Origin of the sequence: Amycolatopsis rifamycinica (genome assembly GCF_000695625.1) — a bacterium.
Lineage (GTDB): Bacteria > Actinomycetota > Actinomycetes > Mycobacteriales > Pseudonocardiaceae > Amycolatopsis > Amycolatopsis rifamycinica.
Genome location: NZ_JMQI01000061.1, coordinates 17,323 through 39,218, shown reverse-complemented (window position 1 = coordinate 39,218; position 21,896 = coordinate 17,323). Strand labels below are relative to the sequence as shown.

General features: G+C 71.4%; 20 protein-coding genes. 5 read left to right on the top strand and 15 right to left on the bottom strand.

All coding sequences use genetic code 11. From position 1 onward, the window contains the following. Nucleotides 1–124: 124 nt before the first annotated feature. From DV20_RS27965 to DV20_RS27920, 10 genes are all read right to left on the bottom strand, one after another. Complete coding sequence (locus tag DV20_RS27965; protein ID WP_043785483.1) at nucleotides 125–919, bottom strand: TIGR03084 family metal-binding protein; 795 nt, start codon at nucleotides 917–919, stop codon at nucleotides 125–127. 201 nt (nucleotides 920–1,120) lie between these two features. Next, nucleotides 1,121–2,194: a carboxymuconolactone decarboxylase family protein gene (locus tag DV20_RS27960; RefSeq protein WP_084093710.1), complete on the bottom strand. Its 1,074-nt coding sequence runs from the start codon at nucleotides 2,192–2,194 to the stop codon at nucleotides 1,121–1,123. A gap of 153 nt (nucleotides 2,195–2,347) precedes the next feature. After that, nucleotides 2,348–4,000, bottom strand: coding sequence for a GMC family oxidoreductase N-terminal domain-containing protein (locus tag DV20_RS27955; protein ID WP_043785480.1), 1,653 nt, complete (start codon nucleotides 3,998–4,000; stop codon nucleotides 2,348–2,350). Further along, on the bottom strand, nucleotides 3,997–4,566 hold the full coding sequence (locus DV20_RS27950; RefSeq protein ID WP_043785477.1) for a DUF5987 family protein: 570 nt from the start codon (nucleotides 4,564–4,566) through the stop codon (nucleotides 3,997–3,999). Before DV20_RS27950 ends, DV20_RS27955 begins: the two co-directional genes overlap by 4 nt. Before the next feature lie 41 nt (nucleotides 4,567–4,607). Continuing rightward, a complete protein-coding gene (locus DV20_RS27945) occupies nucleotides 4,608–5,990 on the bottom strand; it encodes a cytochrome P450 (protein ID WP_043785475.1) in 1,383 nt (460 codons plus the stop codon). Continuing rightward, entirely contained in the window at nucleotides 5,987–6,991 is a 1,005-nt protein-coding gene (locus DV20_RS27940) for an enediyne biosynthesis protein (protein WP_043785474.1), read from the bottom strand. The genes DV20_RS27945 and DV20_RS27940 overlap by 4 nt, the downstream gene beginning before the upstream one ends. Nucleotide 6,992: 1 nt before the next feature. Then, entirely contained in the window at nucleotides 6,993–8,966 is a 1,974-nt protein-coding gene (locus DV20_RS27935) for a CRTAC1 family protein (RefSeq protein WP_043785472.1), read from the bottom strand. Next, nucleotides 8,963–9,973 (bottom strand): DUF1702 family protein, encoded by a 1,011-nt coding sequence (locus DV20_RS27930; RefSeq protein ID WP_084093709.1) that lies wholly within the window; start codon nucleotides 9,971–9,973, stop codon nucleotides 8,963–8,965. Before DV20_RS27930 ends, DV20_RS27935 begins: the two co-directional genes overlap by 4 nt. A gap of 123 nt (nucleotides 9,974–10,096) precedes the next feature. Then, entirely contained in the window at nucleotides 10,097–11,092 is a 996-nt protein-coding gene (locus tag DV20_RS27925; RefSeq protein WP_043785469.1) for a DUF1702 family protein, read from the bottom strand. Between the two features lie 26 nt (nucleotides 11,093–11,118). Beyond that, the gene (locus tag DV20_RS27920; RefSeq protein ID WP_084093708.1) at nucleotides 11,119–12,033 is read right to left on the bottom strand and encodes a helix-turn-helix domain-containing protein; all 915 of its coding nucleotides are present in this window, start codon (nucleotides 12,031–12,033) and stop codon (nucleotides 11,119–11,121) included. Between the two features lie 574 nt (nucleotides 12,034–12,607). On the opposite strand from DV20_RS27920, the gene DV20_RS27915 reads away from it, so the two are divergent. Together DV20_RS27915 and DV20_RS27910 are read left to right on the top strand one after the other, a co-directional pair. Beyond that, nucleotides 12,608–13,372 carry an AfsR/SARP family transcriptional regulator gene (locus DV20_RS27915; protein WP_235190986.1) on the top strand — a complete coding sequence of 255 codons (765 nt, stop codon included), beginning with the start codon at nucleotides 12,608–12,610 and terminating at the stop codon, nucleotides 13,370–13,372. A gap of 31 nt (nucleotides 13,373–13,403) precedes the next feature. Continuing rightward, on the top strand, nucleotides 13,404–14,099 hold the full coding sequence (locus DV20_RS27910) for a winged helix-turn-helix transcriptional regulator (protein ID WP_043785464.1): 696 nt from the start codon (nucleotides 13,404–13,406) through the stop codon (nucleotides 14,097–14,099). A 111-nt stretch (nucleotides 14,100–14,210) separates the two neighbouring features. Here DV20_RS27910 and DV20_RS27905 read toward each other — a convergent pair whose 3' ends face one another. Together DV20_RS27905 and DV20_RS27900 are read right to left on the bottom strand one after the other, a co-directional pair. Continuing rightward, entirely contained in the window at nucleotides 14,211–15,452 is a 1,242-nt protein-coding gene (locus DV20_RS27905; protein WP_043785462.1) for an RNA polymerase sigma factor, read from the bottom strand. Continuing rightward, the gene (locus tag DV20_RS27900; protein WP_043785459.1) at nucleotides 15,449–15,835 is read right to left on the bottom strand and encodes a YciI family protein; all 387 of its coding nucleotides are present in this window, start codon (nucleotides 15,833–15,835) and stop codon (nucleotides 15,449–15,451) included. Before DV20_RS27900 ends, DV20_RS27905 begins: the two co-directional genes overlap by 4 nt. Nucleotides 15,836–15,969: 134 nt before the next feature. Here DV20_RS27900 and DV20_RS27895 point away from each other — a divergent pair, with 134 nt between their 5' ends. Beyond that, the gene (locus tag DV20_RS27895) at nucleotides 15,970–16,671 is read left to right on the top strand and encodes a maleylpyruvate isomerase family mycothiol-dependent enzyme (RefSeq protein WP_051736150.1); all 702 of its coding nucleotides are present in this window, start codon (nucleotides 15,970–15,972) and stop codon (nucleotides 16,669–16,671) included. A gap of 3 nt (nucleotides 16,672–16,674) precedes the next feature. On the opposite strand, the gene DV20_RS27890 is transcribed toward DV20_RS27895, so the two are convergent. Beyond that, nucleotides 16,675–17,295 (bottom strand): L-threonylcarbamoyladenylate synthase, encoded by a 621-nt coding sequence (locus tag DV20_RS27890; RefSeq protein ID WP_043785457.1) that lies wholly within the window; start codon nucleotides 17,293–17,295, stop codon nucleotides 16,675–16,677. Between the two features lie 141 nt (nucleotides 17,296–17,436). Here DV20_RS27890 and DV20_RS27885 point away from each other — a divergent pair, with 141 nt between their 5' ends. Both DV20_RS27885 and DV20_RS27880 read left to right on the top strand, forming a co-directional pair. After that, complete coding sequence (locus DV20_RS27885; protein ID WP_043785455.1) at nucleotides 17,437–17,937, top strand: DUF899 family protein; 501 nt, start codon at nucleotides 17,437–17,439, stop codon at nucleotides 17,935–17,937. Nucleotides 17,938–18,104: 167 nt separating this feature from the next. Then, entirely contained in the window at nucleotides 18,105–20,450 is a 2,346-nt protein-coding gene (locus DV20_RS27880) for a sensor histidine kinase (RefSeq protein WP_043785453.1), read from the top strand. A 165-nt stretch (nucleotides 20,451–20,615) separates the two neighbouring features. Here DV20_RS27880 and DV20_RS27875 read toward each other — a convergent pair whose 3' ends face one another. Next, nucleotides 20,616–21,221, bottom strand: coding sequence for a response regulator transcription factor (locus DV20_RS27875; protein WP_043785449.1), 606 nt, complete (start codon nucleotides 21,219–21,221; stop codon nucleotides 20,616–20,618). 314 nt (nucleotides 21,222–21,535) lie between these two features. After that, complete coding sequence (locus DV20_RS27870; protein WP_235190985.1) at nucleotides 21,536–21,766, bottom strand: hypothetical protein; 231 nt, start codon at nucleotides 21,764–21,766, stop codon at nucleotides 21,536–21,538. Nucleotides 21,767–21,896 lie beyond the last annotated feature (130 nt).

Below are 21,896 nucleotides of genomic sequence, written 5' to 3'. Positions count from 1 at the left end.
GTCCGGCGCGTCCGTCAAGCATGGACTCCCGCGCCCCCAGCTTCTTCTTTCTGCCTGCCCCGGACGCCGGTTGCGCAAGGGGGGACAAATCCCCCGCGCGCACCCGCGTGTCCACAGGGGACAGTCAGGGCGTGAACTGCCCGGGACGGCGGCCCTCGCCCGCCGGGCCCCGGTAGGCCTGCGCCAGCTCCAGCCATTGCCGGGCCAGGCCGCCTTCGGTCCGCACGTCCAGGTCTTCCGGGTGCCGCCGCCGGGTGACCAGCAGGCAGAAGTCCTCGGCACTGCCGGTGACGCGCTCCGGCGAGTCCTCCGGCCCGAAGGTCAGCAACCGGCCCGACGGCGTCGTGATCTCGAACCGGAACTCCTGCTCGGGCGGGGTCAGTCCGCGGGCCTGGTACCCGAAGTCGCGGACCCGCACGGCGAAGCCGACGAGGTGGGCGAGGCGGTCGGTGCGGACCGGCCGGACGCCGAGCGCGTCGGCGATGTCCTGGCCGTGCGCGAAGGCCTCCATCATCCCGGCGCACGCGAGCACGTACGGCGGGAGCGGGTTGACCAGCCACGGCACCAGTTCCGTGCCGGGCACCGCGGCGAGCGCCTTGATGCCCTGGTCGCGCTCGGCGCGCCAGCGGTTCAGCAGGACCTCCGCCGGGCCGCCGAGGTACTCCTGGAGAGCACCGTTGACCGCGGCGTCGAGGTCACCGCCGATCGACTTCGTCATGGCGACGAAGGCCTCGGGCTGCGCCGCGGCGAGACCCGCGATGCGGAAGATGAACGCGAGGTGCCCGACCTGGTGGCGCACGGTCCAGCCGGGCGCCGGGGTCGGGGTGTCCCACTCCGTCTCGGAAAGACCGGCGACGAGCGCGTCCACGCCCTCGGCCTCGGTCGTCAGGTCGGCGATCACGGCCGTCGTGTCAGTCACCGGTTGTCCTCTCCATCATCGGTCCATCGTGGACACTCAGGGACGGGGCCGGCGGCCGCCGCGTACCGGGCGGGGGTGGGGTGGGCCCCGGTGCGGCGGCCGCCGGGAGCGGATCGGCCCGGCCGGGAAGGCAGCATCCGGGCGCGTCTGGGCTGTGTCCGTGCTGCGTTCGACCGGCCGGTCGATCCGCTCCTCCCCGAATCATCGCCCGCGCCCGCCGGAGCCGTCTTCTTCTCGTGGGCGCAGGGAAAGGCGGGCACCCAGCTCCTCGGCCGCGGCGTGAGCGGCCCACGAGACGAGCTCGATCAGGCCGCGGTCGTCGTCGCGGTCGCGGCGGGCGGCGGCGACCACGAGGTCGTCGACCTGGTAGGGCGCCTTCGCCACGAGCAGGGCCAGCCGGGCGGCCGGCCGTTCGGCGGCGGGCAGCTCGGCGAGCGGCCCGTCGGCCCACGACCGCCCCAGTCCCGGCGGACGGCCGTCCCAGTCCTTCAGCTCCCGCCGGACGAGATCGCGCACGCGCGGCGGGAGCACGCCGCCGCCCGCCGCCTCGAACGCCGCGCCGGCCCTGGCGAACGCGTCGGCGAGGGTGCTGCCCGGCGCGGCCCAGCCCGGGCCGTCGGCGCCGGTGGCGGGCAGCAGCTCCAGGGCCTGCCCGGCCGGTGGCGGCGCCCCCGGCCGGAGGAAGTGCCCGAGCACGGCCTTCGCCGTCCCCCGCGCGGACGCGGGCACCTGGTCCGGCAGCGGCGAGTCGCCGAGGAAGACGCTCACCACCCGGTTGAGGTAGTGGAAGGCGGTGGCCACGGCGGCGAACTCGGCCGCGGCCGGACCGGTCACCCCGGGCGGCAGCGGGCCCTCGCCCCGGGCCCAGGCCGCGAGTTCGCGGGTGCCGGGGTCGGTGATCGCGTCCGGCTGGTCCGCCGCCAGTGCCGCCGCGGCGGCCGGTTCGCCCAGCGAGCCGAGCGCCATCGCGTGCACCTCGACGCAGTACGGGCAGTCGTTCGCGGCCGAGACGGCGGCCGCGACGACCTCCCGGTCCGCCCGGCTCGAGACCCCGGCCGCGACCAGCGACTCGCGCAGCACCAGCCACGCGGCGGCCAGCACCGGCGGCGACGGCGAGTGCAGCGCCATCGGCGGGGCGAGCATCCCGAAGTCCCGCTCGACCTGCCGGTACACCGCCCGCACCAGCCCCCGCGCCCGCCGCGGCGCCGTGGCCTCGACATGTTTGACGTCCTTCAGGGTCCGCCGCAACGCGACCCGCACCAGCCCCGGCGCCATCCGTCCTCCCAATCTACGGGCATCACACGTGACCAGCGGGGACACACACGTGACTGGAGGGGCATCACCCTCGATGCCCCTCCAGTCACGTGTGATGCCCCTCCGGTCACGCGTGCTGCCCGGCTGATCACGCGAATTCGCTCGTCGGGTCCGTCAGTTGCCGGCGACGAGGTCCAGCTTGGAGACCGCGCGGCGGCCCGTGATGGAGCCGTCGGGGGCCGGGGCGCCGTACTTGACGTCGATGCCGCGGGCCTGCGCGGCCCGGACGATGCTCGGCACCGACCGCTCGGCGAGCGCGGCGATGGTCATCGCCGGGTTCACGGTGAGCGCGCCCGGCACGGCCGAGCTGTCGGTGACGAAGATGCCCGGGTGGTTGCGCAGCTCGTGGTTGGCGTACAGCGCCGACGTCGCCGGGTCGTCCCCGATCCGGCACGACGCCAGCGGGTGCACGGTGTAGGCGCCCACGACGTCGTTGGTCCACGGCGCCACCGTGCCGATGCCGTCCTTCTCGATGATGGCCTTGCAGTCGGCGTCCGCGAGCGCCCAGCCGCGGCGGGTGTTCGTGGTCGGGTCGTAGCGCAGCGAGCCGCGGCCGAGCATCTGCTGCGAGATCCGGTAGGCGTTGCCGGTCGGCGGCGGCGTGCCGAAGACGCCTTCGTTGTCGTCTTCGGTCATCAGGAAGATCGTGAGCCAGTTCGCCCACTTCTTGAGGATCTCCTTCTTCTCCGCGCCGAACCAGCGCGGCTCCTCGCCGCCGGGCACCTGGGCGAGGATGGTGCCCAGGCCCGGCGGGAAGTACAGCTGCTCCAGCGAGTACCGCTCGTACTCCGGCAGCGAGCCGTCGAGCTTGTCCCAGTTCGCCACGGTCGGGCCCTTGCCGATGTGGTTCGCCGAGTAGATCGGGCCGTCCTCGCGGGACAGCCCGAGCACCTCGCGGACGCGGTCCTCGTCGATGATCGCGGTGTTGAGCCGCTCGCCGTTGCCGGAGAAGTACCGGCCGACGCCGTGCGGCATGGTGCCCAGCGCGGCCTCCGAGCGCTGCAGGATGACCGGGGTCGCGCCGGCGCCGGCGGCGATGATGACGATCTTCGCCTCGATCACGCCGGTGCCGGTGTGCACCCGGTAGTCCTCTTCGTCCACGATGTCGAAGTGGACGCGGTAGCCGCCGTCCTCGGTGCGCTCGAGCCGCTGGACCTCGTGCAGCGGCCGGATCTCCGCGCCGTGCGACAGCGCCGCGGGCAGGTAGTTCGTCAGCATCGACCGCTTGGCGTCGAACTTGCAGCCCGCCATCATGAAGTTGCAGTTGACGCAGGTGTCGTTGTCGACCGCGACCGGCGCCGGGTTCGCCGTGCGCCCCGAGTGGTTGCAGGCCGCGGCCCACAGGCCACCGGCGTAGGAGACGTCGCTCCAGTCCTGTTTGGACACCGGGATCGACTCGTCGACGCGGTCGTACCACGGCTCCAGCGAGTCGCGGGAGATCGCCTTCGGCCACATCCGCCGCCCGATGCTGCCGTGCCGCTCGAAGACGAACTTGGGCGCGCGCGGCATCGCGGCGAAGTACACCACGCTGCCGCCGCCGACGCAGTTGCCGCCCAGCACGCTCATCCCGTCGCCGACGACGAAGTCGAACGCGCGGGTGTAGGACGAGCCGAGGAGGTAGTCGTGCTCGAAGTCGGCCGCGGCCAGCCACGGCCCGCGCTCCAGCACGGTGACCTTGGCCCCGCCCGCGGCGAGGTGGTAGGCGGGGATGGACCCGCCGAAGCCGCTGCCGACGATGACGACGTCGGTCTTGTCTGCGTTGCTCATGCGGGGCTCCCCGATGCCGTCGTGTCCGGGTGGAGTTCGGCCAGCTTGCGGCCGTAGCCGTACTTCGGGAACCGCCAGAACCCGTCCGCGTCCGGCGGGGTGTACCCCAGGGCCAGCAGCCCGGGGTGGCCGTCGCGGATGGCCTCGGCGGTGTGCAGGTGCGCGGCGCTGTCGAAGGCCATGTTGCAGAACAGCGCGAGGCTGACCCAGCCGTCCTTCTCCGGGTGCCCCGGCGCGGTCAGCCGGCGCACCAGCTCCCGGCGGTGCTCGTACGGGAGGGCGACGAACGGCGGGACGTCGAAGTCGAGCTCGAGGTCCACCTCGCCGGCGTAGGACTTCGCGTGGTCGTTGAGCGACTGCGCGAGGTAGGGCAGCCCGGCCGTGACGCCGGTGGCGTCGAAGTTCAGCAGGTCGAGCGCGCCCGCCGCCACCGACCCCGGGCCGGGCGCGGCCCCGGCGATCGCCCGGTCCTCCGGAGACCGCTTCTCCCCCGGCACGATCGTGTCCGCGTAGGCCTCGAGGGTCATGTTCTTGACGCGTTCTTCTTCGGTGGCTTCGGGTTGCACCGGCCTACCTCCTCATCGAATGTCCACAATGGAAACCAGGCTCAGGCGGCCCGGCGCGCCGCCGCCGTCCGCGGGTGCACGGTCATCGGCAGCCCGCCGCGGACCCGCAGCGACAGCATCGCCTCGGGTTCGACGGCGTAGCCCGGGAGCTTGCGCAGCTCCAGGTCCCTGGCGGCCATCGCCAGCACGAACACCGCCTCCATCACCCCGAGGCTGTTGCCGATGCAGAACCTCGGCCCGGCACCGAAGGGCAAGTAGGCGTACCGCGGCGGCCGCCCGTCCGGGTTGGCCGGGTCGAACCGGCCGGGGTCGAAGCGCTCGGGGTCGGCCCAGAACCCCGGGTGCCGGTGCAGCGTGTAGGGCACGACGACGACGTCGGACCCGGCCGGCACGTGGTACCCGCCGATCTCGTCGTCGGCCTGCGCGATCCGCGGCAGCAGCCACACCGGCGGGTACAGCCGCATGACCTCTTCGACCACCGCCACGGTGTAGGTGAGCCGCCGCAGGTCCTCGTGTTCCGGCAGCCGGTCGCCGAGCACCTCGACGGCTTCGGCGTGCAGCCGCTCGCCGACCTCCGGGTGCTCGTCGATCAGGTGGAACGCCCAGCCGAGCGTGCTCGCCGTGGTCTCGTGCCCGGCCAGCAGCAGGGTGATGAGCTCGTCGCGCATGTGTTCGCGCGACGCGCCGTCGTCCGACCCGGACGCGATCAGCCGCGACAGCACGTCCTCGCCGTTCTCGACCGGGTTCGCCAGCCGCTGGTCGACCAGCTCGTCGGCGATCCGGCGCAGGTCGTCGCGGGCGGTGCGGAAGTGCAGCTGCTTCTTCAGCGGCACCCACTGCGGGACCGCGCTCAGCGTGACCGCTTCGAACATGGCCTGGTCCTGCACGGCCTCGAACGAGTGGCCGAGCGTTTCGTAGCCGCCGAGCTCCGCGTCGAGCAGCGTCTTGCCGAGCACGCCGAGGGTCAGCCCGGTCATCTCGTGCAGGATTTCGACCGGCCCGTCGTGCGCGGCCAGCCGCCGGACCAGCGCGTCCACTTCGGCCGCGACGACGGCGGCCTGCCGCGAGATCCGCTTGGGCTGGAACACCGGCTGGATGGTCCGGCGCTGCTTGCGCCAGGTTTCCCCGTCACTGGTGAGCAGGCCGTCGCCGAGGGCCCGGCGGGCCTCCTGCAGGCCGATGCCCTTGTGGTAGTTCGCGGCGTTGTCCGCGAGGACGTGCTTCGCGAGGTCCGGGTGGTTCACCAGGTACATCGCCTTCGGGCCGATGGCGATGCGGACGACGTCGCCGTAGGCCTCGGCGTTGTCGCCCATGAGGGCGAGCCGGTCGGTGAAGAGCTGCTTCAGCAACCGGAGGGTCGCCCGGCGCGGCGGCCCGGGCGGCGCGGTGCGCGCCGCCCGGGCGTGGTGCTGGGGACCGGTCATGCCGCGATGGCTCCGGGCTTCTCGTCACCGGTCTCCACCGGCGGCGCGATCTCCAGCTTGGCCTTCTGCGCGGCCTGCTCGGCCTCGAACCTGATCCGCGCCTTGTTCGAGAAGTGCAGGCCCCACAGGAACATGCCGCGGATCAGGCACACGGTCGCGGTGGCCAGGAACAGCCCGTACGCGACGTGCACGGCGGTGAAGAAGCCGTACGCGAGTGCCACCCCGGCCCCGAACGCGAACTGCGAGGCCGGCTTCGACGGCGACGTGCCCGGGTCGGTCACCATGTAGTTGGTGTAGAGCACGAACGCGACGCCGGTGCCCATCGCCAGCGCGCCGGTGATGGACGTGTCGAAGATCCAGCCACGGACGACCGCCTGGATGGCGAAGAAGCTCAGCCAGCCCGCGATCAGCCACATCCGGTTGGTCAGCAGCGCGTTGAGCACCGTGCCCGACACGAGGATGATGCCGACGATCAGCCAGCCGCCCCAGGTCGGGATCTGCTCGGTGAAGTGGTACGGCGGGGCGATGCTGGCCCACGGGAACACGAGCAGGATGATCGTGATGCCGAAGTTCGACGGGTTCATGTAGTGCCGCATGCGGCCGTACACCGGCGCCTGCAGGATCCACTTGGTGCCGACCGCGACGGCGACCCCGAACATCATCACGAGGATCTGGTCGTTGACGTAGGTCAGCATGTTGAGGGCCAGGCCGGTGATGTGCGCCGGCAGGAGGAACTCCACCAGCCCCTTGAACCCGTTGCCGCGGAACCGGACGTCACGGTGGGTGACGCGGGCGTTGATGATCTCGAGGACGATCTCCGTGGTGTACGCGGTCGCCAGCGCGACGAACGGGTACAGCCACGGCTGCTCGAACCCGAGCACGGTGTAGCCGACGATGTTGAAGATCGTGATCGAGATGGCGAAGCGCCGCAGCGCGGTGATGACCTTGTTGGTCCGCTTCGGTGGCGCACTGTCCACCTTGGTCAGAGTCGGGGTGGTCATGTCACATCGCTTCCTTCGCCGTGGAGCCGAGCTGGTAGGAGTGGCAACCGGGTTCGAGCTTCAGGTTCTGCGTCCGCAGCTGCCCGGTCCGGTCCCGCCACTGCAGGTGCACGTCGAGCGGGCCGCGGACGTCGTGCCCGAGGCCGATCTGGACGTCGAAGCTGCGCCGCCCGGCCTCGCCGCTGCTGCCGTCGACCCGGCCGAGGTACTTCTTGCCGTCCGAGGTCGTCACCGTGACCTGGGCGCCGATCGCGGGCGGGCCGGCCGCGGGCAGCGGGCCGGGCGCCACCGCGGCGTCGGTGGTCAGCTTCAGCTGCAGGTACTTGCCGGGGTTCGGGCTGTCGTTGTGGTAGAAGATCGGCTGCTCCCACTGCCTCGCCACCGCGAACTCGGGCAGGCCGTCACCGTCGGTGTCGCCGACGGCGATGCCGCGGGTGGGCACCGGAACCGCCAGGCCGAGCTGCGGCGCCAGGTCGGCGTACCGGCCGTCGGCGCTCTTCACGAAGAAGTGCAGCGTCTGGTCGCCACCGATATCGTCACCGGCGCGGGCGTTCGGCCACCACAGCGGGTTGGACAGCAGGCCGTCGTGGGCCGTGGCGATCTCCTGCAGGTTCGGCCAGCGGTTGACCTGGCCCTTGACGAACCCGGTGGCCTGGGCGATCTGGTTCTCGCCGCCGTTGTTGAAGTCCTGGATCTTGACGTCCCAGCCCCAGCCGGACCACGCCGTGCCGTGCTCGGCGCTGTCGTCGTGGAACGGCGCGACGCCGTCCTTCAGCTGCTGAGTCAGGTCCGCGTTGTCCTTGGCCTTGTTCATGAACTGGAAGTTCGACTCTTCGATGCCCCACGACGTCGTGATGTTGCTGACGAACAGGTCGTAGAGGCCGTCGTGGTTCAGGTCGCCGAAATCGACGCCCATGCCCTTGAAGGAGTCGTGGCCGAGCACCTTCGACTTCGGGTCGTCGATCCCGCGGACGCCGTTGACCTCGGCGAGCTCGATCTTCCCCGGCGTGGACTTGTTGTACAGCAGGTGGTCGTGGCCGAAGTCGTTGGCGATGTAGAGCTCGGGCAGGTTGTCGCCGTCGATGTCGGTGGCGCTGGAGGCCAGCGTCCAGCCGAAGCGGGCGCTCTCCGGGATGCCCTGCGAGGCGTCGGTGTACTGCGTGCCCGGGTTCGCCCCCGCCGTGGCACCGGTCCAGCGGTAGATGTACTTGGCGCCGGAGTTCACCGCGTGCGACATCGACTGGTTCAGCGTGATGCCGCCGTCGGCGTTCGGGTCCAGGACCCGGCTGTCCGGGAAGTAGTTCCCGACGAAGATGTCGACGTGCCCGTCGCCGTCGAAGTCCCCGATGGTGACGGAGTCGGTGTTCCACAGCGGGCCGTTGTACTTGCCGTCCGCGCCGCGGTGGTTGCCCGCGACCAGTTCGACCGGCTGGAACGCCGAGGCGTCGAACTTGGTGGCGGTGGCCTTCTGCAGGAACAGCACCGGGGTGCGGCCCCAGTAGTAGGCGAGGACGTCGGTCCGGCCGTCCTCGTTGTAGTCACCGGGGACGCAGCCCATCGGCGCCATGTAGTCCCACGTCGGCAGGGCCGGCGCCGGGTCGAGCGCGAAGGGGGCGTAGCGCGGGCCCGAGTCGGGCGCCGGGGTGATGACGACCTGGTCGCTGCGCGGGTCGACCAGGCACAGGTCGTTGGCCTTGCCGCTGCCGCTGATGTCGTTGATGGCGATCGCGGCGCCGACCGAGGAGATCCAGGCGGCGATCTTCTCGTACTCCTTGTTCACCGTCCGGATCGACTGCGACTTCGAAGCCGCGGGCAGCGCGATCGTCATGGGGGTGAAGCGGAACTTGTCCGCCATTTGGTCCTGTTCGGCGGCGGAGACGCTGGGCAGCCGCGCGACCAGGAACAGGCCGAGGATCAGCGCCAGCGCCACGATGCCCGCCAGCTGCTTGCGCAGCCAGCCGAAGGTCGCGGTCATTTGTTCTTCCCTCCGTGGGTCAGCACTTCTTCGGCGATCCGCTGCCGCCAGGTTTCGAAGGCCGGGACGTCGTCACCGTCGACGACGACGGCCGGGCGGACCTCCTGGGTGATGGCCGCCACGCGCTCGGCCGGGAGCCCGCAGATCGCCTGGGCCGCCATCTCGGTCTGCGGGATCAGCAGGCCCGAGCGCACCCGGCACTCGGCGGCGAAGGCGCTCCCCTGCGCCAGCGGACCGTGGTGGATCCCGGCCCGGTCGACCAGTTCCGCCAGTTCGTCGGCCTCGACACCGCACGCGTAGGTCGAGGCGAGCCCCACCCCGGCGTACAGGTCCCCGTGGCGGGATTCGTCGAACTCCTCGATCGTCTTGGCCAGCAGGGAGACGTCGGTGCCGCAGATGAACCACAGGGCCCGGCCGATGCCCTGGTCGATGGCCCGCAGCGCGTAGCCCTCGTATCGCTGGTCCGGCCACGGGAAGCCCGGCTCCTGGTACTGCTGCCGGACGTACTTCTCGGTCTTGAAGTACGCCTGGTGGAAGCCGTACCCGTCGAGGACGAGCCAGCGCAGCAGCGGGTCGAAGGCGGTTGCCTTCGGCCACGCGAACCGCGGGAGGCGGGCCATCGCCCAGCCGACGCCGACGTAGATGATGTAGTCGTGCTTCTCCCCTGGACCGGCCAGGAACTCGGCGATGTTCGAGCTCTTGCCGAAGGGGAGCCCGTCGAGGACCCCGTACCCCATTCCCGCGCCTTCGTAGGCGAATCCGCGGAACTGCGGCGGGATTTCTTCGAGCCATTCCTCGGCCTGCTCGACCGAGCGCGCCTCGACCGCGTGCGCGTACCCGAGGAGGAACTTCTCGCCGACCGTCTCGAGCAGTTCTTGAGCGGCTGGACTCTTCCTGTGGAAACCCCGCTTGACCAGCGAGGTCTCCGAAACGTCCGGTGTCAGGATCCGGCGCCTGAACGCACGCCAACCGTTGCCCAACGCACTCTCCCCCTTTTCGGGTTCCATGGTGTGCTTTCGGGGGTCCGGGTGGCGAAGGCCCCCGGCCTGGGGCGAAGCCCCGGTTGTCACTGCTTCCACGCTCACATAAGCCGTGATCACGGGTCTACTCCACAGTTGCGAGCGGCGGGCTCAGCCCGCGACGCGCAGCCTTCCCGCACCGAACTCGGCCCGGATCCGCGCCCGCCACAGCTCGTACGGCGGGACCGGGCCGACGTCGTCGAACGGCACCTCCGTGCGGTCCGCGAGCGCCTCGGCCGCTTCGACGGTGAGGTCCGCGAGCACGCCCGCGGCGAGCCGGCTGTGCTCCGGCACGTACGTCGAATAGGTGCGCGCCTTGATCGCGAACACCACGCCCAGCGCCAGTTCCGCGTAGTGCGCCCCGGAGAGGCGGCGCAGGGCCGCCAGCCCCGCCTGGTCGGCGCCGCCGGCGAACGTCGCCGCCAGCCCGACCCCGCTCCACAGGTCCGGGCGGCGGGCCTCGGCGAACGCGTCCACCGCCGCGGCGACGGCCTCGGGCACCCCGCCGTGGATGAACCACAGCGCCCGGCCCACGCCCTGGTCGAAAGCACGCGGGAAGTAGTCCGCGCGCCCCGCCCACGGGTACGGTGCCGGCTCGGCCTGTTCGTCGATCCAGCGGCGGGTGTCGAAGTAGGCCCGGTCGAAGCCGTAGCCGTCCACCGCCAGCCAGCTCATCACCGGGTGGTGGTGGACGCCGGTCAGCTCCGGCAGGATGTTCTTCCACAGTGGACGCGGCAGCCGGGCCATCGCGAACCCGATCCCGATGTAGGTGAGGAAGATGTGCGGCTCCCCCGGTCCCTCCAGCAGGGCCTTCGTGCGGTCGCGGCCGCCGCCCGGCATCGCGTCCAGGATCGTGTACCCCATGGTCGCGCCCTCGTACGCGAACCCGCGCTGCTCCGGCTCGACGAGCGCGAGCCGCCGTTCCAGCTCCCACAGGGAAGCGCCTTCGATCGCCCATTCGAACCCGCACACCACGGCCTGCGGCACCGCCTCCAGCCGGGCCGTCGCCGTGGTGGGCGTGACGGGGAAACCGCGCTCCGCGAAACCGACGGAGGCCAGCGACGGGGCGAGCACCCGCTTGCGCAGCACACCGAAGAAAGTCGACATCGGAAGTCCTCGTTTCGTTCGGTGGGTCAGGCCACGGCACGCAGGTGCGCCCGCTGCGCCGCGAGCATCCGCTGGCCGGCAGGCGACTGCCGCGACGCCAGCGTGATCGCGATCGGCGGGTCGATCAGGGACGGCGGGCGCAGCCGCATCGCCACGGTCGCCGGCTCGAACTCGGCCACCGTCGCCGCCGCGCTGGCGACGGTGAACGCCGGCCCGGACGGCGCCTGCCGCACCGCACCGTGGTCGGCGACCGCGATCACCGTCCAGTTGCCCTCCGGCACGCCGTCGATCCTCAGCTCGGCGGACCGGGTCTCGGCGAGCCCGCCGAAGGCCACCGGGCCGCTCTGCGGCACCGAGTCGGCGAACACCCCGACGAGCACGGTGGCCGGCGCGGCGTCCTCCGGCATCCCCAGGCGCACGGTCAGCCGTCCGCTGCCCGACTGCAGGGACGCGCACGAACTGCCGGCCGCCCGCAGCGAGCGCAGCGAAGGCAACCGCTGGAAGTACGCCGAGTGAGCCACGAGCAGCTCACCGACCTCGGGTTCGCGGTACTCGGTCGGGGTCATCCCGACCGCGCGGACGAACCGGCTGGTGAACGTGCCCACACTGCTGTAGCCGACGCTGCAGACGATGTCCGACACCGTCAGCGACGTGGTCAGCAGCAACCGCTTCGCCTCGAACAGCCGCACCGCGGTGAGGAACCGGCCGGGCGTCACCCCGGTCGCCTTGGCGAAGATGCGCGAGAAGTGGAACGGGCTCACGTACACCTCGGACGCGAGAGCCGACAGCGTGATCGGCTCGAAGTAGCGATCAAGGATCATCTCGATCGCGCGCAGAACGGCGGGCTGGACGACCTGGTCGAGGTCCTGCCTGTACCGCTCCACACCGGCCGCCGGCTCACCGCCGTCGGCACCCCCTGACGCAACCGATCGCAAGATCATCAGTCCAACCTCGAATTTCCTACGGCGTCAAATTCCATCGCCGTCAGGTAAGACGCCGGACCTCGCGGGTCGGTGGACCTCCGATTGAGACTCGCAGGAGGACAGCGCAGCATCGGAACAGGGCCCGTGCGGGCCGCATGCGCCGGACGTGCCGAACGCACCCCCGGCGCGTGCGCCGCGCACGGGCCCGGTCTGACAGACGCTCGGATACGGCGGGTGATAGCGGTCGCGGATCCTCGTCGCCCGGCCGCGGGCATGATCGGGACCTGGGGTTTGCCCGGCCGGGCCGGCCCGCGGGGGTTCGCGGTGGGGATGGGAACCGTGCGAAACCCACGGGTCCGCCGCACGAAACCCATCTCGGCTCTGGTGGACGGCTCACTGGCTGGTGCCCGGCCGCTCTGTCACATTCGACAGTGGACAGCCCGGGGTCGACAGCCACGACTCGGCGAGGCTGCACTGGGGAGCTCGAGACATCGGAGCAGGAACACTGGAGGCGCCCGGCATGTACTCCGAAAAGAAACTATCGGACGGACTGGTCGGCGTAGCTCAACGGCCCGTCGAACCACCCGAAAGTGTGGTTGAGTTCACCGTCCTCGGTCCGCTGAGCGTCCTGCGCGACGGCGTCGACTACGCGCCGACCACACCGAAGATCCTGCAGCTGCTCGCCCTGCTCGTGATGCGGCCCGGCAAGATGGTGCACGTCGACTCGATCACGCAGGAGCTGTGGGCCAGCGATCCACCCCGGACCGTGCGGACCACCCTGCACACCTACATCTACCACCTGCGGCGGTGCATCGAGCAGAACAGCCTCGCCGAGAGCGCCGAGGCGATGCTCGCCACCCGGGCACCGGGGTACATCTTCCGGATCGACCCGGCCCAGGTCGACGTCTTCCACTTCGCCCGGCTCCAGCAGGAGGGCCAGGAACTGCTGCGCCAGCACGAGCACGCGGCCGCGGCGCTGCGCTTCCGCTCGGCGCTGGACCTCTGGAGCGGGCCGCCGCTCGCCAACGTCCACTGTGGACCGATGCTCGTACCGTACACGGTGGAGCTGCTGGAGCAGCGGCGCAACACCCTGCACATGCTCATCGAGGCCGAGATCGCCAGCGGGCGCCACCGCGAGCTGATCGGGGAGCTGCGGTCGCTGACCGCGGCGAACCCGCTCGACGAGGCGTTGCACGGGCAGCTGATGCGGGCACTGGGCCGCAGCGGACGCCGGTCCGACGCGATGGCCGTCTACCGCAGCATGCGCAAGCGGCTGAGCGAGGAACTCGGCGTCGAGCCGTGTGACGAGCTGCAGCTGCTCCACCGCGACCTCATCTCCGAGGGCGACCACCACTGACGCTTCCACCGCACGACAGAAGTGAGGATCAATGACCGCACGCACCCGCACCTACGGCCAGTACTGCGGACTCGCCCGCGCCATGGAACTCGTCGGGGAACGGTGGGCGCTGCTCATCGTGCGCGACCTGGTGCTCGGCCCGAAGCGCTACACCGAGCTGCAGGCCGGTCTGCCGAAGATCCCGCCGAGCATCCTTTCGGCCCGGCTGAACGAGCTGGAGGAGACGGGCGTGATCCGCCGCCGGATCCGCCCGGACCTCGACGCCGGCCTGGTGTACGAGCTGACCGAGTACGGCAGCGAGCTCGACCACATCCTGCTCGACCTCGGCCTGTGGGGCGCCCGCTCCCTGAGCCACCCCGGCCCGGACGACGTCTTCACCCTGGACGCGGCGATCCTTTCGCTGTACACGACGTTCCAGAGCGAAGCCGCGGCCGGCGTCCAGGTGACGTTCGAGATCCAGTACCACGACACGATGATCCTGCACGCGATGGTCGACGACGGGGCGCTCAAGGTTTCCGAGGGCCGCTACCCCGACGCCGACCTGATCATCCGCTCCAGCCAGGGCGCGGCCCTCCTGGACGTGATCGGCGGCCAGGTCACCCCGCCGGAAGCGGTGCGCACGGGCAAGATCTCGATCGACGGCGACGTGCGCGACCTCGAGCTGTTCACCCGCCTGTTCCGCCTGACGGCGGCCCCGGAGATCCAGGACGGCGTCTCCCTCCACTGAGGACGGTTCGCGCCGGTGCCGTGGAAGACTCGTTCAGGACCGCCGAGGCCTGAACGAGTCCTTCACGACGGTCGAGGCCGCCGCTGCGCCGGGGAGGCGAGCGGCTCGCACTCACTCCAACCGGCTCGCGCGCTCCTCCAGGTACCGCCGCTCCGGCACACTCGCCGTGCCCCGCGCCGCCCGCCGGTAGTGGTCCCGGGCCGCCGCCGGGTCTCCCGCCTGCTCCAGCAGGTGCGCGCGCACCGCGTCGAAGCGGTGGCTGTGCTTCATCCGGCTGTCGCCGGCGATCGTGTCCAGCAGCTCCAGGCCACGGGCCGGGCCGTCGACCATCGCCACCGCGATCGCCCGGTTCAGCGTCACCACCGGGCTGGGCGCCAGTTCCTGCAGCACCTCGTACAGCTGCGCGATCTGCACCCAGTCGGTCGTCTCCGTGCTCGGCGCCTCGTCGTGCAGGGCCGCGATCGCCGCCTGGACCTGGTAGACCCCGACCGGGCCGCGGCCGAGCGCGGCGCCGATCAGCGCCGTCCCCTCGGCGATCATCGCCCGGTCCCAGAGCTCGCGGTCCTGGTCGGCCAGCGGCACCAGGGTGCCCCCCGGCCCGGTGCGGGCGGGGCGGCGGGCGTCGGTGAGCAGCATGAGCGCGAGCAGGCCGGCGACTTCGCCGTCGTCCGGCCGCAGCGCGCGCACCGCGCGGGTCAGCCGGATCGCCTCGTGCGCGAGTTCGGGCACCTGCAGGTCCGTGCCGGACGTCGCGGTGTACCCCTCGTTGAAGATCAGGTACAGCACCTGCAGCACGACCCGCAGCCGCTCGGCGTACTCCGCCGCCGCGGGCTCGCCGAACGTCGAGCCCGCCGCCGCGATGCTCTCCTTGGCGCGGGTGATGCGCCGGGTCATCGTCGCTTCCGGGACGAGGAAGGCCTTGGCGATCTGCGCGGTCGTGAGACCACCCACCGCGCGCAGCGTCAGCGCCACCTGCGACGGCTCGGAAACGGCGGGGTGGCAGCAGAGGAACAGCAGGGTCAGCGTGTCGTCCCGATCGGACGGCCGCTCCTCACCGGGGCCGGCCACCACGGCCGCGTCCACCGGTTCGCGCACCGCGGTGGACTCTTCCCGGCGCCGTCGCGCGCTTTCGCTGCGCCAGTGGTCGGTGAGCCGCCGCGCGGCGACGGTGACGAGCCAGCTCTGCGGGTGCTCCGGCACCCCTTCGGACGGCCACTGCGCCGACGCGGCGATCAGCGCCTCCTGCACGGCGTCTTCGCAGGCGTCGAACTGGCCGTAGCGGCGCACGAGGACGCCGAGCACCCGCGGGACGAGCGGCCGGAGCAGCTCGCCGACCGCGGCCGGTCCGCTCACCCGGCGAACTCGGACTCGGTCTCCGCGTCGGCGAAGAACACCACCGGGCGAACCTCGATGCCGAGCCCCTCGATCTTCGCGTCCGGGATCATCGCGGCCACTTCACAGGCCCGCTCCCGGCTCGCGCACTCGACGAGGTAGAACCCGGCCAGGAACTCCTTGGACTCGACGAACGGGCCGTCGGTGACGGCCGGCACGCCACCGGCCAGCCGGACCACCGCGCTCTCGGCCGGGCCGCCGAGCGCCTGGGTGCTGATCATTTCGCCGGACTCGCGGATCCGGCGGATGAACTCGCCGTGCCCGGTCATCACCTCGTCCTTGTCCTGGTCAGACAGCCCGTCCCAGACGTCCGGGTTCATGTACATCGCCAGCAGGTACTTCATTTCCTTCTCCCCGCGCTCGCAGACCGCCTGCCGGCGAACATAGCCGATCCGGCACCGCAATCCACGAGTGGTCGGCGACCGTGCCGCAGGAGCAGCATCTACGCCTCAGCACCGAACGTCCGGAGGACGCCCCCATGCAAGACGTGCACGCCGATCTCGCCTCCGAGGCGGACATCCTCGCGGAGCTGATCCGCGCCAACGAGGGAACGGTGATGCTGCCCGTCGGCCGGTCGATCACCGCCCACCTGGCCGAACTGACGGTCATCGCGCGCCGGATCGTGCTGAGCGTCGAGGGCGATGAAAGCGCTGTCGCGCCCCGTATCACGAACTCGGGCATGCTCGGCGACGCCGTGGTCGCCTGGCGTTCGGAACACCGCAAGGCCACGGACCTGCTGGCCACCGCGACCGCGGACATCCCGTGGCCGGGCGGGGCGATGAAGCCCTCGGTGCTCGCGGCGGCCCTGCTGACGGCGGTGTTCGCCCGCGGCCAGGACATCGCGGACGCCCTGGGTACGCGGCTCGAGCGCAACGACAGCGTCGGGCACGTCGCCTACTACGGCGTCCGCACCCGTGACGCCGCCTACGCCGGGCACGGCGAGCCTCCCGCCGGGCCGTTCCGGTTCGAGTTCACCGCGCCGTCGGGCGCCCGCTGGGACTTCGGGCCGCCGGACGCGGCCGACCGGATCGCCGGCCCGGCCGAGGACTTCTGCCTGATGTTCACCGGCCGCCGTCCGCTCACCGGACTGGCGGTCACCGCCACCGGCGGCGAAGCCGTCCGCTGGCTGGGCCTGGCGCAGGTGCGCCGTGATCCATTCTGGACGTCCGAAGTGGACTGAGGATCAGGCGAAGCGGTCCGGGTCGCCGGCGCCGCGGCGGACGATTTCGGCCTCGCCCGAGGAGAAGTCGACCACCGTGGTCGGCTCGGTGCCGCAGTCGCCGGAGTCGACGACCGCGTCGACGGCGTGGTCGAGCTCCTCCTTGATCTCCCAGCCCTGGGTGAGGGGCTCGGCCACGCCCGGCAGCAGGAGGGTGCTCGACACGAGCGGCTCGCCGAGCTCCGCCAGCAGCGCCTGGGTGACGACGTGGTCGGGGATGCGCACGCCCACGGTCCTCTTCTTCTCGTGCATCAGCCGCCGCGGCACCTCCTTGGTGGCCGGCAGGATGAACGTGTAGCTGCCCGGGGTGGCCGCCTTGATCGCGCGGAACACCGCGTTGTCCACGATGACGAACTGGCCGAGCTGAGCGAAGTCCTGGCAGACCAGCGTGAAGTGGTGGCGCCGGTCGAGCTTGCGGATCGCGCGGATCCGGTCGAGGCCGTCCTGGTTGTCCAGCCGGCAGCCCAGCGCGTAGCACGAGTCCGTCGGGTACGCGATCAGCCCGTCCTGCCGCACGAGCTCGGCGACCTGGGCGACGGCACGCCGCTGGGGATTGTCGGGGTGCACGTCGAAGTACCTCGCCATGCCGCGAGCCTAGGCCCCCGGGCCGCCGGCCCGCCGCGCGCGTCTCCCACCTTGCTCCGATCACCCCCGAACCGGTGACCGGAGCCGGGCCGGGCCGCACAATCCGCGGAGGGAACCCGTGCGCTGCCTCCGGAGGCGATCATGACCGAACTCATGCTGCCCGACCTCGGCGGACCGATGCTGTCCCGCCCCCGCGCCGTGCCGGCCGCGGAGTACCGGTTCGTCGGGCGGACCGGCCCGGCGACCCTGGCGGCGTTGTTCGGCAGGCACCGGCGGCTCGCCGTGCACCACCCGGCGGTGGACCGCAGCCGGCCCGGCGCCACCGTGCACACGCCCGAGCTCTCCGCCGCGTTGCACACTGCGGGCACCCGCGTCGTGCTGGTTTCTCACGCACCGTACGCGAAGTTCGCGCAGTACGGCCGTCACTTCGGCTGGAACCTGCCGGGATATTCCGCCGTGGACACCGGCTTCGCCGAAGACTTCCCCGCGACGCGGTACCTCGAAGGCGCCGGCGACGACGCCCCCGGGTTGAGTTTCTTCGCCCTGGACAGGCGGATCGTCCTCCACCTCGGCACGATCGCCGTGCCGTACCTGGATTTCCTGGAGCTCGCCGGGGTCGCCGGCGAGCACCGTCGCGACTGAACCAGTATTGGACCATAACGGCCCGATCCGGCGGGAAACGCTGCGGTACGGCCACTCTTCGGCGTACCGGCGAGCCATCGGCATGGGATAGGATTGGCCAGAGGATGCAGACAGAGCTCAACCCGGCCCGACCTGTGCGCCGCCGACCCACCGGAGGACCGCTGCACATGCCTCCGGCTGCCGCACTCGATCCGACCGTCCCGCGCTCGTCGACCGCCGAGCCGAGGGGCACCACCGTCGTCGACCGGCGGCCCCGGCTCGCCACCGTCCTCGCGGGCGGGATCATCGTCGTGGTCGCCGCCGGCTTCTCCGTGATCGGCCTGGCCAACCTGCTGCCCACTTCGGTGGACCCGGTGCACGCGGTGTACGGGATACTCGGCGTCGCCGGGCTGCTGGCGATCCAGCTGCTGTGGTTCAGCCGCCCGTCCACCGAACTGGCTTCGACGACCAGCCGGGTCCTGCTCGCGGTCATGATCGTGCTGGCCTACCTGCCGATCCCCACCTTCGGCCTGCTGTGGGCCGACATGCCGGACTTCGTCGGCGGCGTCGTCCTCCTGATGCTGCCACGCCGGTACGCCCTGCCCGCGTTCGCCGCCGTCTGCGCGAGCATCGCCTGGACCTACGCGGTCTTCGACGGCGAGCCGCTGACCACGATCTACGGCACCTTCTCCTCGATCTTCTACTGCCTCGTGTTCTACCAGCTCACCCGGCTCGCCCGGATGGTGAACGAGCTGCACCAGGCCCGCACCGAGCTGGCGCAGCGGGCGGTCGCCGAGCAGCGCCTGGCGTTCGCCCGCGACCTGCACGACCTGCTCGGCCTCAGCCTGTCCGCGATCGCCCTCAAGGGTGAACTCGTACAGCACCTGATGCGCAAGTCGGCGGACGCGGCCATGGCCGAGCTGGCCGAGATCACCGCGACCGCCCAGCGCACCCTCTCCGACGTCCGGGCCGTCTCCCACGGCTACCGCGAGCTGTCGCTGGAAAAGGAGTCCCGGACCGCGGAGTCCCTGCTGGCCGCGTCGGAGATCGCCGTCCAGGTCCACCTCGACCAGGGCGACCTGCCGGTCCAGGCGCGGACGATGCTGGCGAAGGTGCTCCGCGAGGGCGTGACGAACGTGCTCCGCTACAGCGACGTCGAGCACTGCGAGATCGACGTCCGCCAGCACGACGACAAGGTCACGCTGGAAATCGTCAACGACGGCGTGGCCGCCGACGAGGTGTTGCTCGAGCCGGACAGCCGGCTGACCAGGCTGCCCGACGAGGTGGCCGCGCTCGGGGGCACCGCGACCGCCGAGGCGGGCGCGGACGGGCGCTTCCGGCTGCGCGTCGAGCTCCCCGTGCCCACCCGGCTGGACGGGCCCACGCCCGCCGGCGGGCGGGCGGACCGGCCCGAGTCGACGCTGATCCGGTGGCTGATGCCGGCGACGATGTGCCTGATGGGCCTCGGCGCGACCCTGCACGTGCTCCAGCTGACCACCGAGGCCTGGCAGGTGGGGCTGGTGATCGGCTCGGTCATCGCCCTCCTGGCGCTGCAGCTGTCGTACTTCAACCGCCCGGCCACGCCGCTGCGCTCGGCCCAGACCTACGGGATGCTGCTCGTCCAGGCCTGCCTGACCTACCTGCCGCTGCTGCCGCTGAAGCACAACTGGGTCAGCGTCCCCGGCCTGCTGATCGGCACCGCCCTGCTGATCCTGCCGCCGGTGGCGGGCTGGATCTTCTTCGCGCTGAACGCGGCCGCGTACGCGTGGATCCAGCACCTGGCCGGCGCGAGCGACATCTCGCTGGTCTTCTACACGACCGCCACCGTGATGACCGGGCTCCTCGTGTTCGGGCTGCTCTGGCTGGTCCGGCTGGTGACCGAACTGGACCACACCCGGCAGCGGCTGGCCGAGATGGCCATCGCCGAGGAACGCCTGCGCTTCGCGCGCGACCTGCACGACCTGCTCGGGATGAGCCTCTCGGCGATCGCCCTGAAGAGCGAGCTGACCTCCCGGATGCTCCCGATCGACCGCGACCGCGCGGCCGGGGAGCTGACCGAGATCCTCGGCCTGACCCGCCAGGCGCTGTCGGACGTGCGCTCGGTGGCCAGCGGCTACCGCGACCTGTCGCTGGACAGCGAGTCCCGCACGGTGCGGTCGGTGCTGGCCGCCGCCGACGTCCGGGTGCGGATGGAGACCCTGTCCGAGGACCTGCCCGCGGCCGTGCGCACCGTGCTGGCCGTGGTGCTGCGGGAGGGCGTCACGAACGTCCTGCGGCACAGCAACGTCGAAAGCTGCGAAATCGCGCTGCGCCGGGTCGACGGCGGCGTCAGCCTGGAAATCGTCAACGACGGGGTGGCGGGGCCCGAGCGGGCGGTGAAGGCGGTCGTGGCCCCGGGCAACGGCTCCGGCCGGCTGTCACCGGGCAGCGGGATCGGCAACCTCTCGCACCGCGTGGCCGACCTCGGCGGGGAGCTGACGGCGGGCGTCGAGTCCGACGGCCGCTTCCGGTTGCGCGCGGTCGTCCCGGCCTGAAGCCGCCGGCACCCACGTTCAGCGGGCTGAACGGCCTCAAGGCGGCCGGGCGGGGTAAAACCCCGTCCGCGCCCCCGACGGGCCTCAGCGCCGGCCAGAGCAGGGAAAGAAAGCGGCGCCTGGGGCTCCCCGGCCGCGTCGGGAGCCCCAGGCGCCGTCCGTCCGTCAGAGCCAGCCCGAGTCCTGCGCGATGCGGATGGCGTCCACCCGGTTGCGGGCGTTGAGCTTGGCGACGATCGTCGTCAGGTAGTTCCGCACCGTGCCCGCCGAGAGGTAGAGCCGGGCGGCGATCTCGACGGTCCCGTACCCCTGGGCCGTCATCCGGAGCACGTCCAGCTCACGGACGGTCAGCGGGCAGTCCACGCTGTCCCAGGCGGCCAGCGCGAGGTCGCCGTCGACCATGCGGCGCCCGGCGACGACGCCGCGGACGGCGTTGGCCAGCCGGTCCGGCGGGGCGTCCTTGAGCAGGAAGCCGCCCACCTTGGCGTCCAGCGCGCGGCGGAGCGTGCCCGGCCGCCCCAGGCTGGTCAGGATCAGGGTGCGGCACCCCGGCAGCTGTTCGTGGAGCTCAGTGGCGGCGGTCAGCCCGTCCTTCCCCGGCAGGTCGATGTCGATCACCGCGACGTCGGCCGCCGCCTGGCGGGCCATCGGCAGGATCTCCAGCCCCGAGGCCACTTCGGCGACGACATCGATGTCCGGCTCGAGGCGCAGCAACGCCACCAGGGCTCCCCGCACGATGTGCATGTCTTCGGCCACGAGCACTCTGATCACGAGGCGCCTCCGCACTCACATTCCCCAGAGGCACAGTTAAACATTCCCACGGGCGCCTCGGTTACCCCATCCGGGCATTCCGCGCCGGATTGCACGCACAATGACAACGGACCACAGGCCACCGGTGGACCGGAATGTCTTAAAGCGACCGAACCACTACCTCATGTAGCAAGATTTTCACTTGCAAAGCAGCGGGTGGAAAATTTTCCACTGCACAATTCGGCCGGTCACGGGGGGTGTCCCGGCACGGCGAAGCCGGCCGTCGCGTCGCGACGGCCGGCTCATCCCGAGGGCACCAGCAGCGAAAACAGCGTTCACGCCGCCTCGAGCACGTCCATCCGGCAGAAACTCGCCCGGACCGGGGCGACCTGGTTCGACGAGCTGTCACCCCACATTTCGAAACGATCGATGACAAGACCGGTCTCGACGGCCGAAGTGTTTTCGACCTCGATGCCCAGGTCGCCGAAAAGAGTGCGGACGTTGGCGGAAAAAGTTGCGGACATTATGTGCTCCCCAGTGGCGAAGGTGAAAGTCTCACTGGCCATAAATGTTCCGCGAACGAGCGCCCCGAAGCCAGTGCCCGCATCATCGGGCCAGCGTGCTTTATGGCTGCTCCGTGCAGTGCCCGCCATTACGCCGAATGGGGCATCCAAAGGCGTCAACGACCGCCGCAAG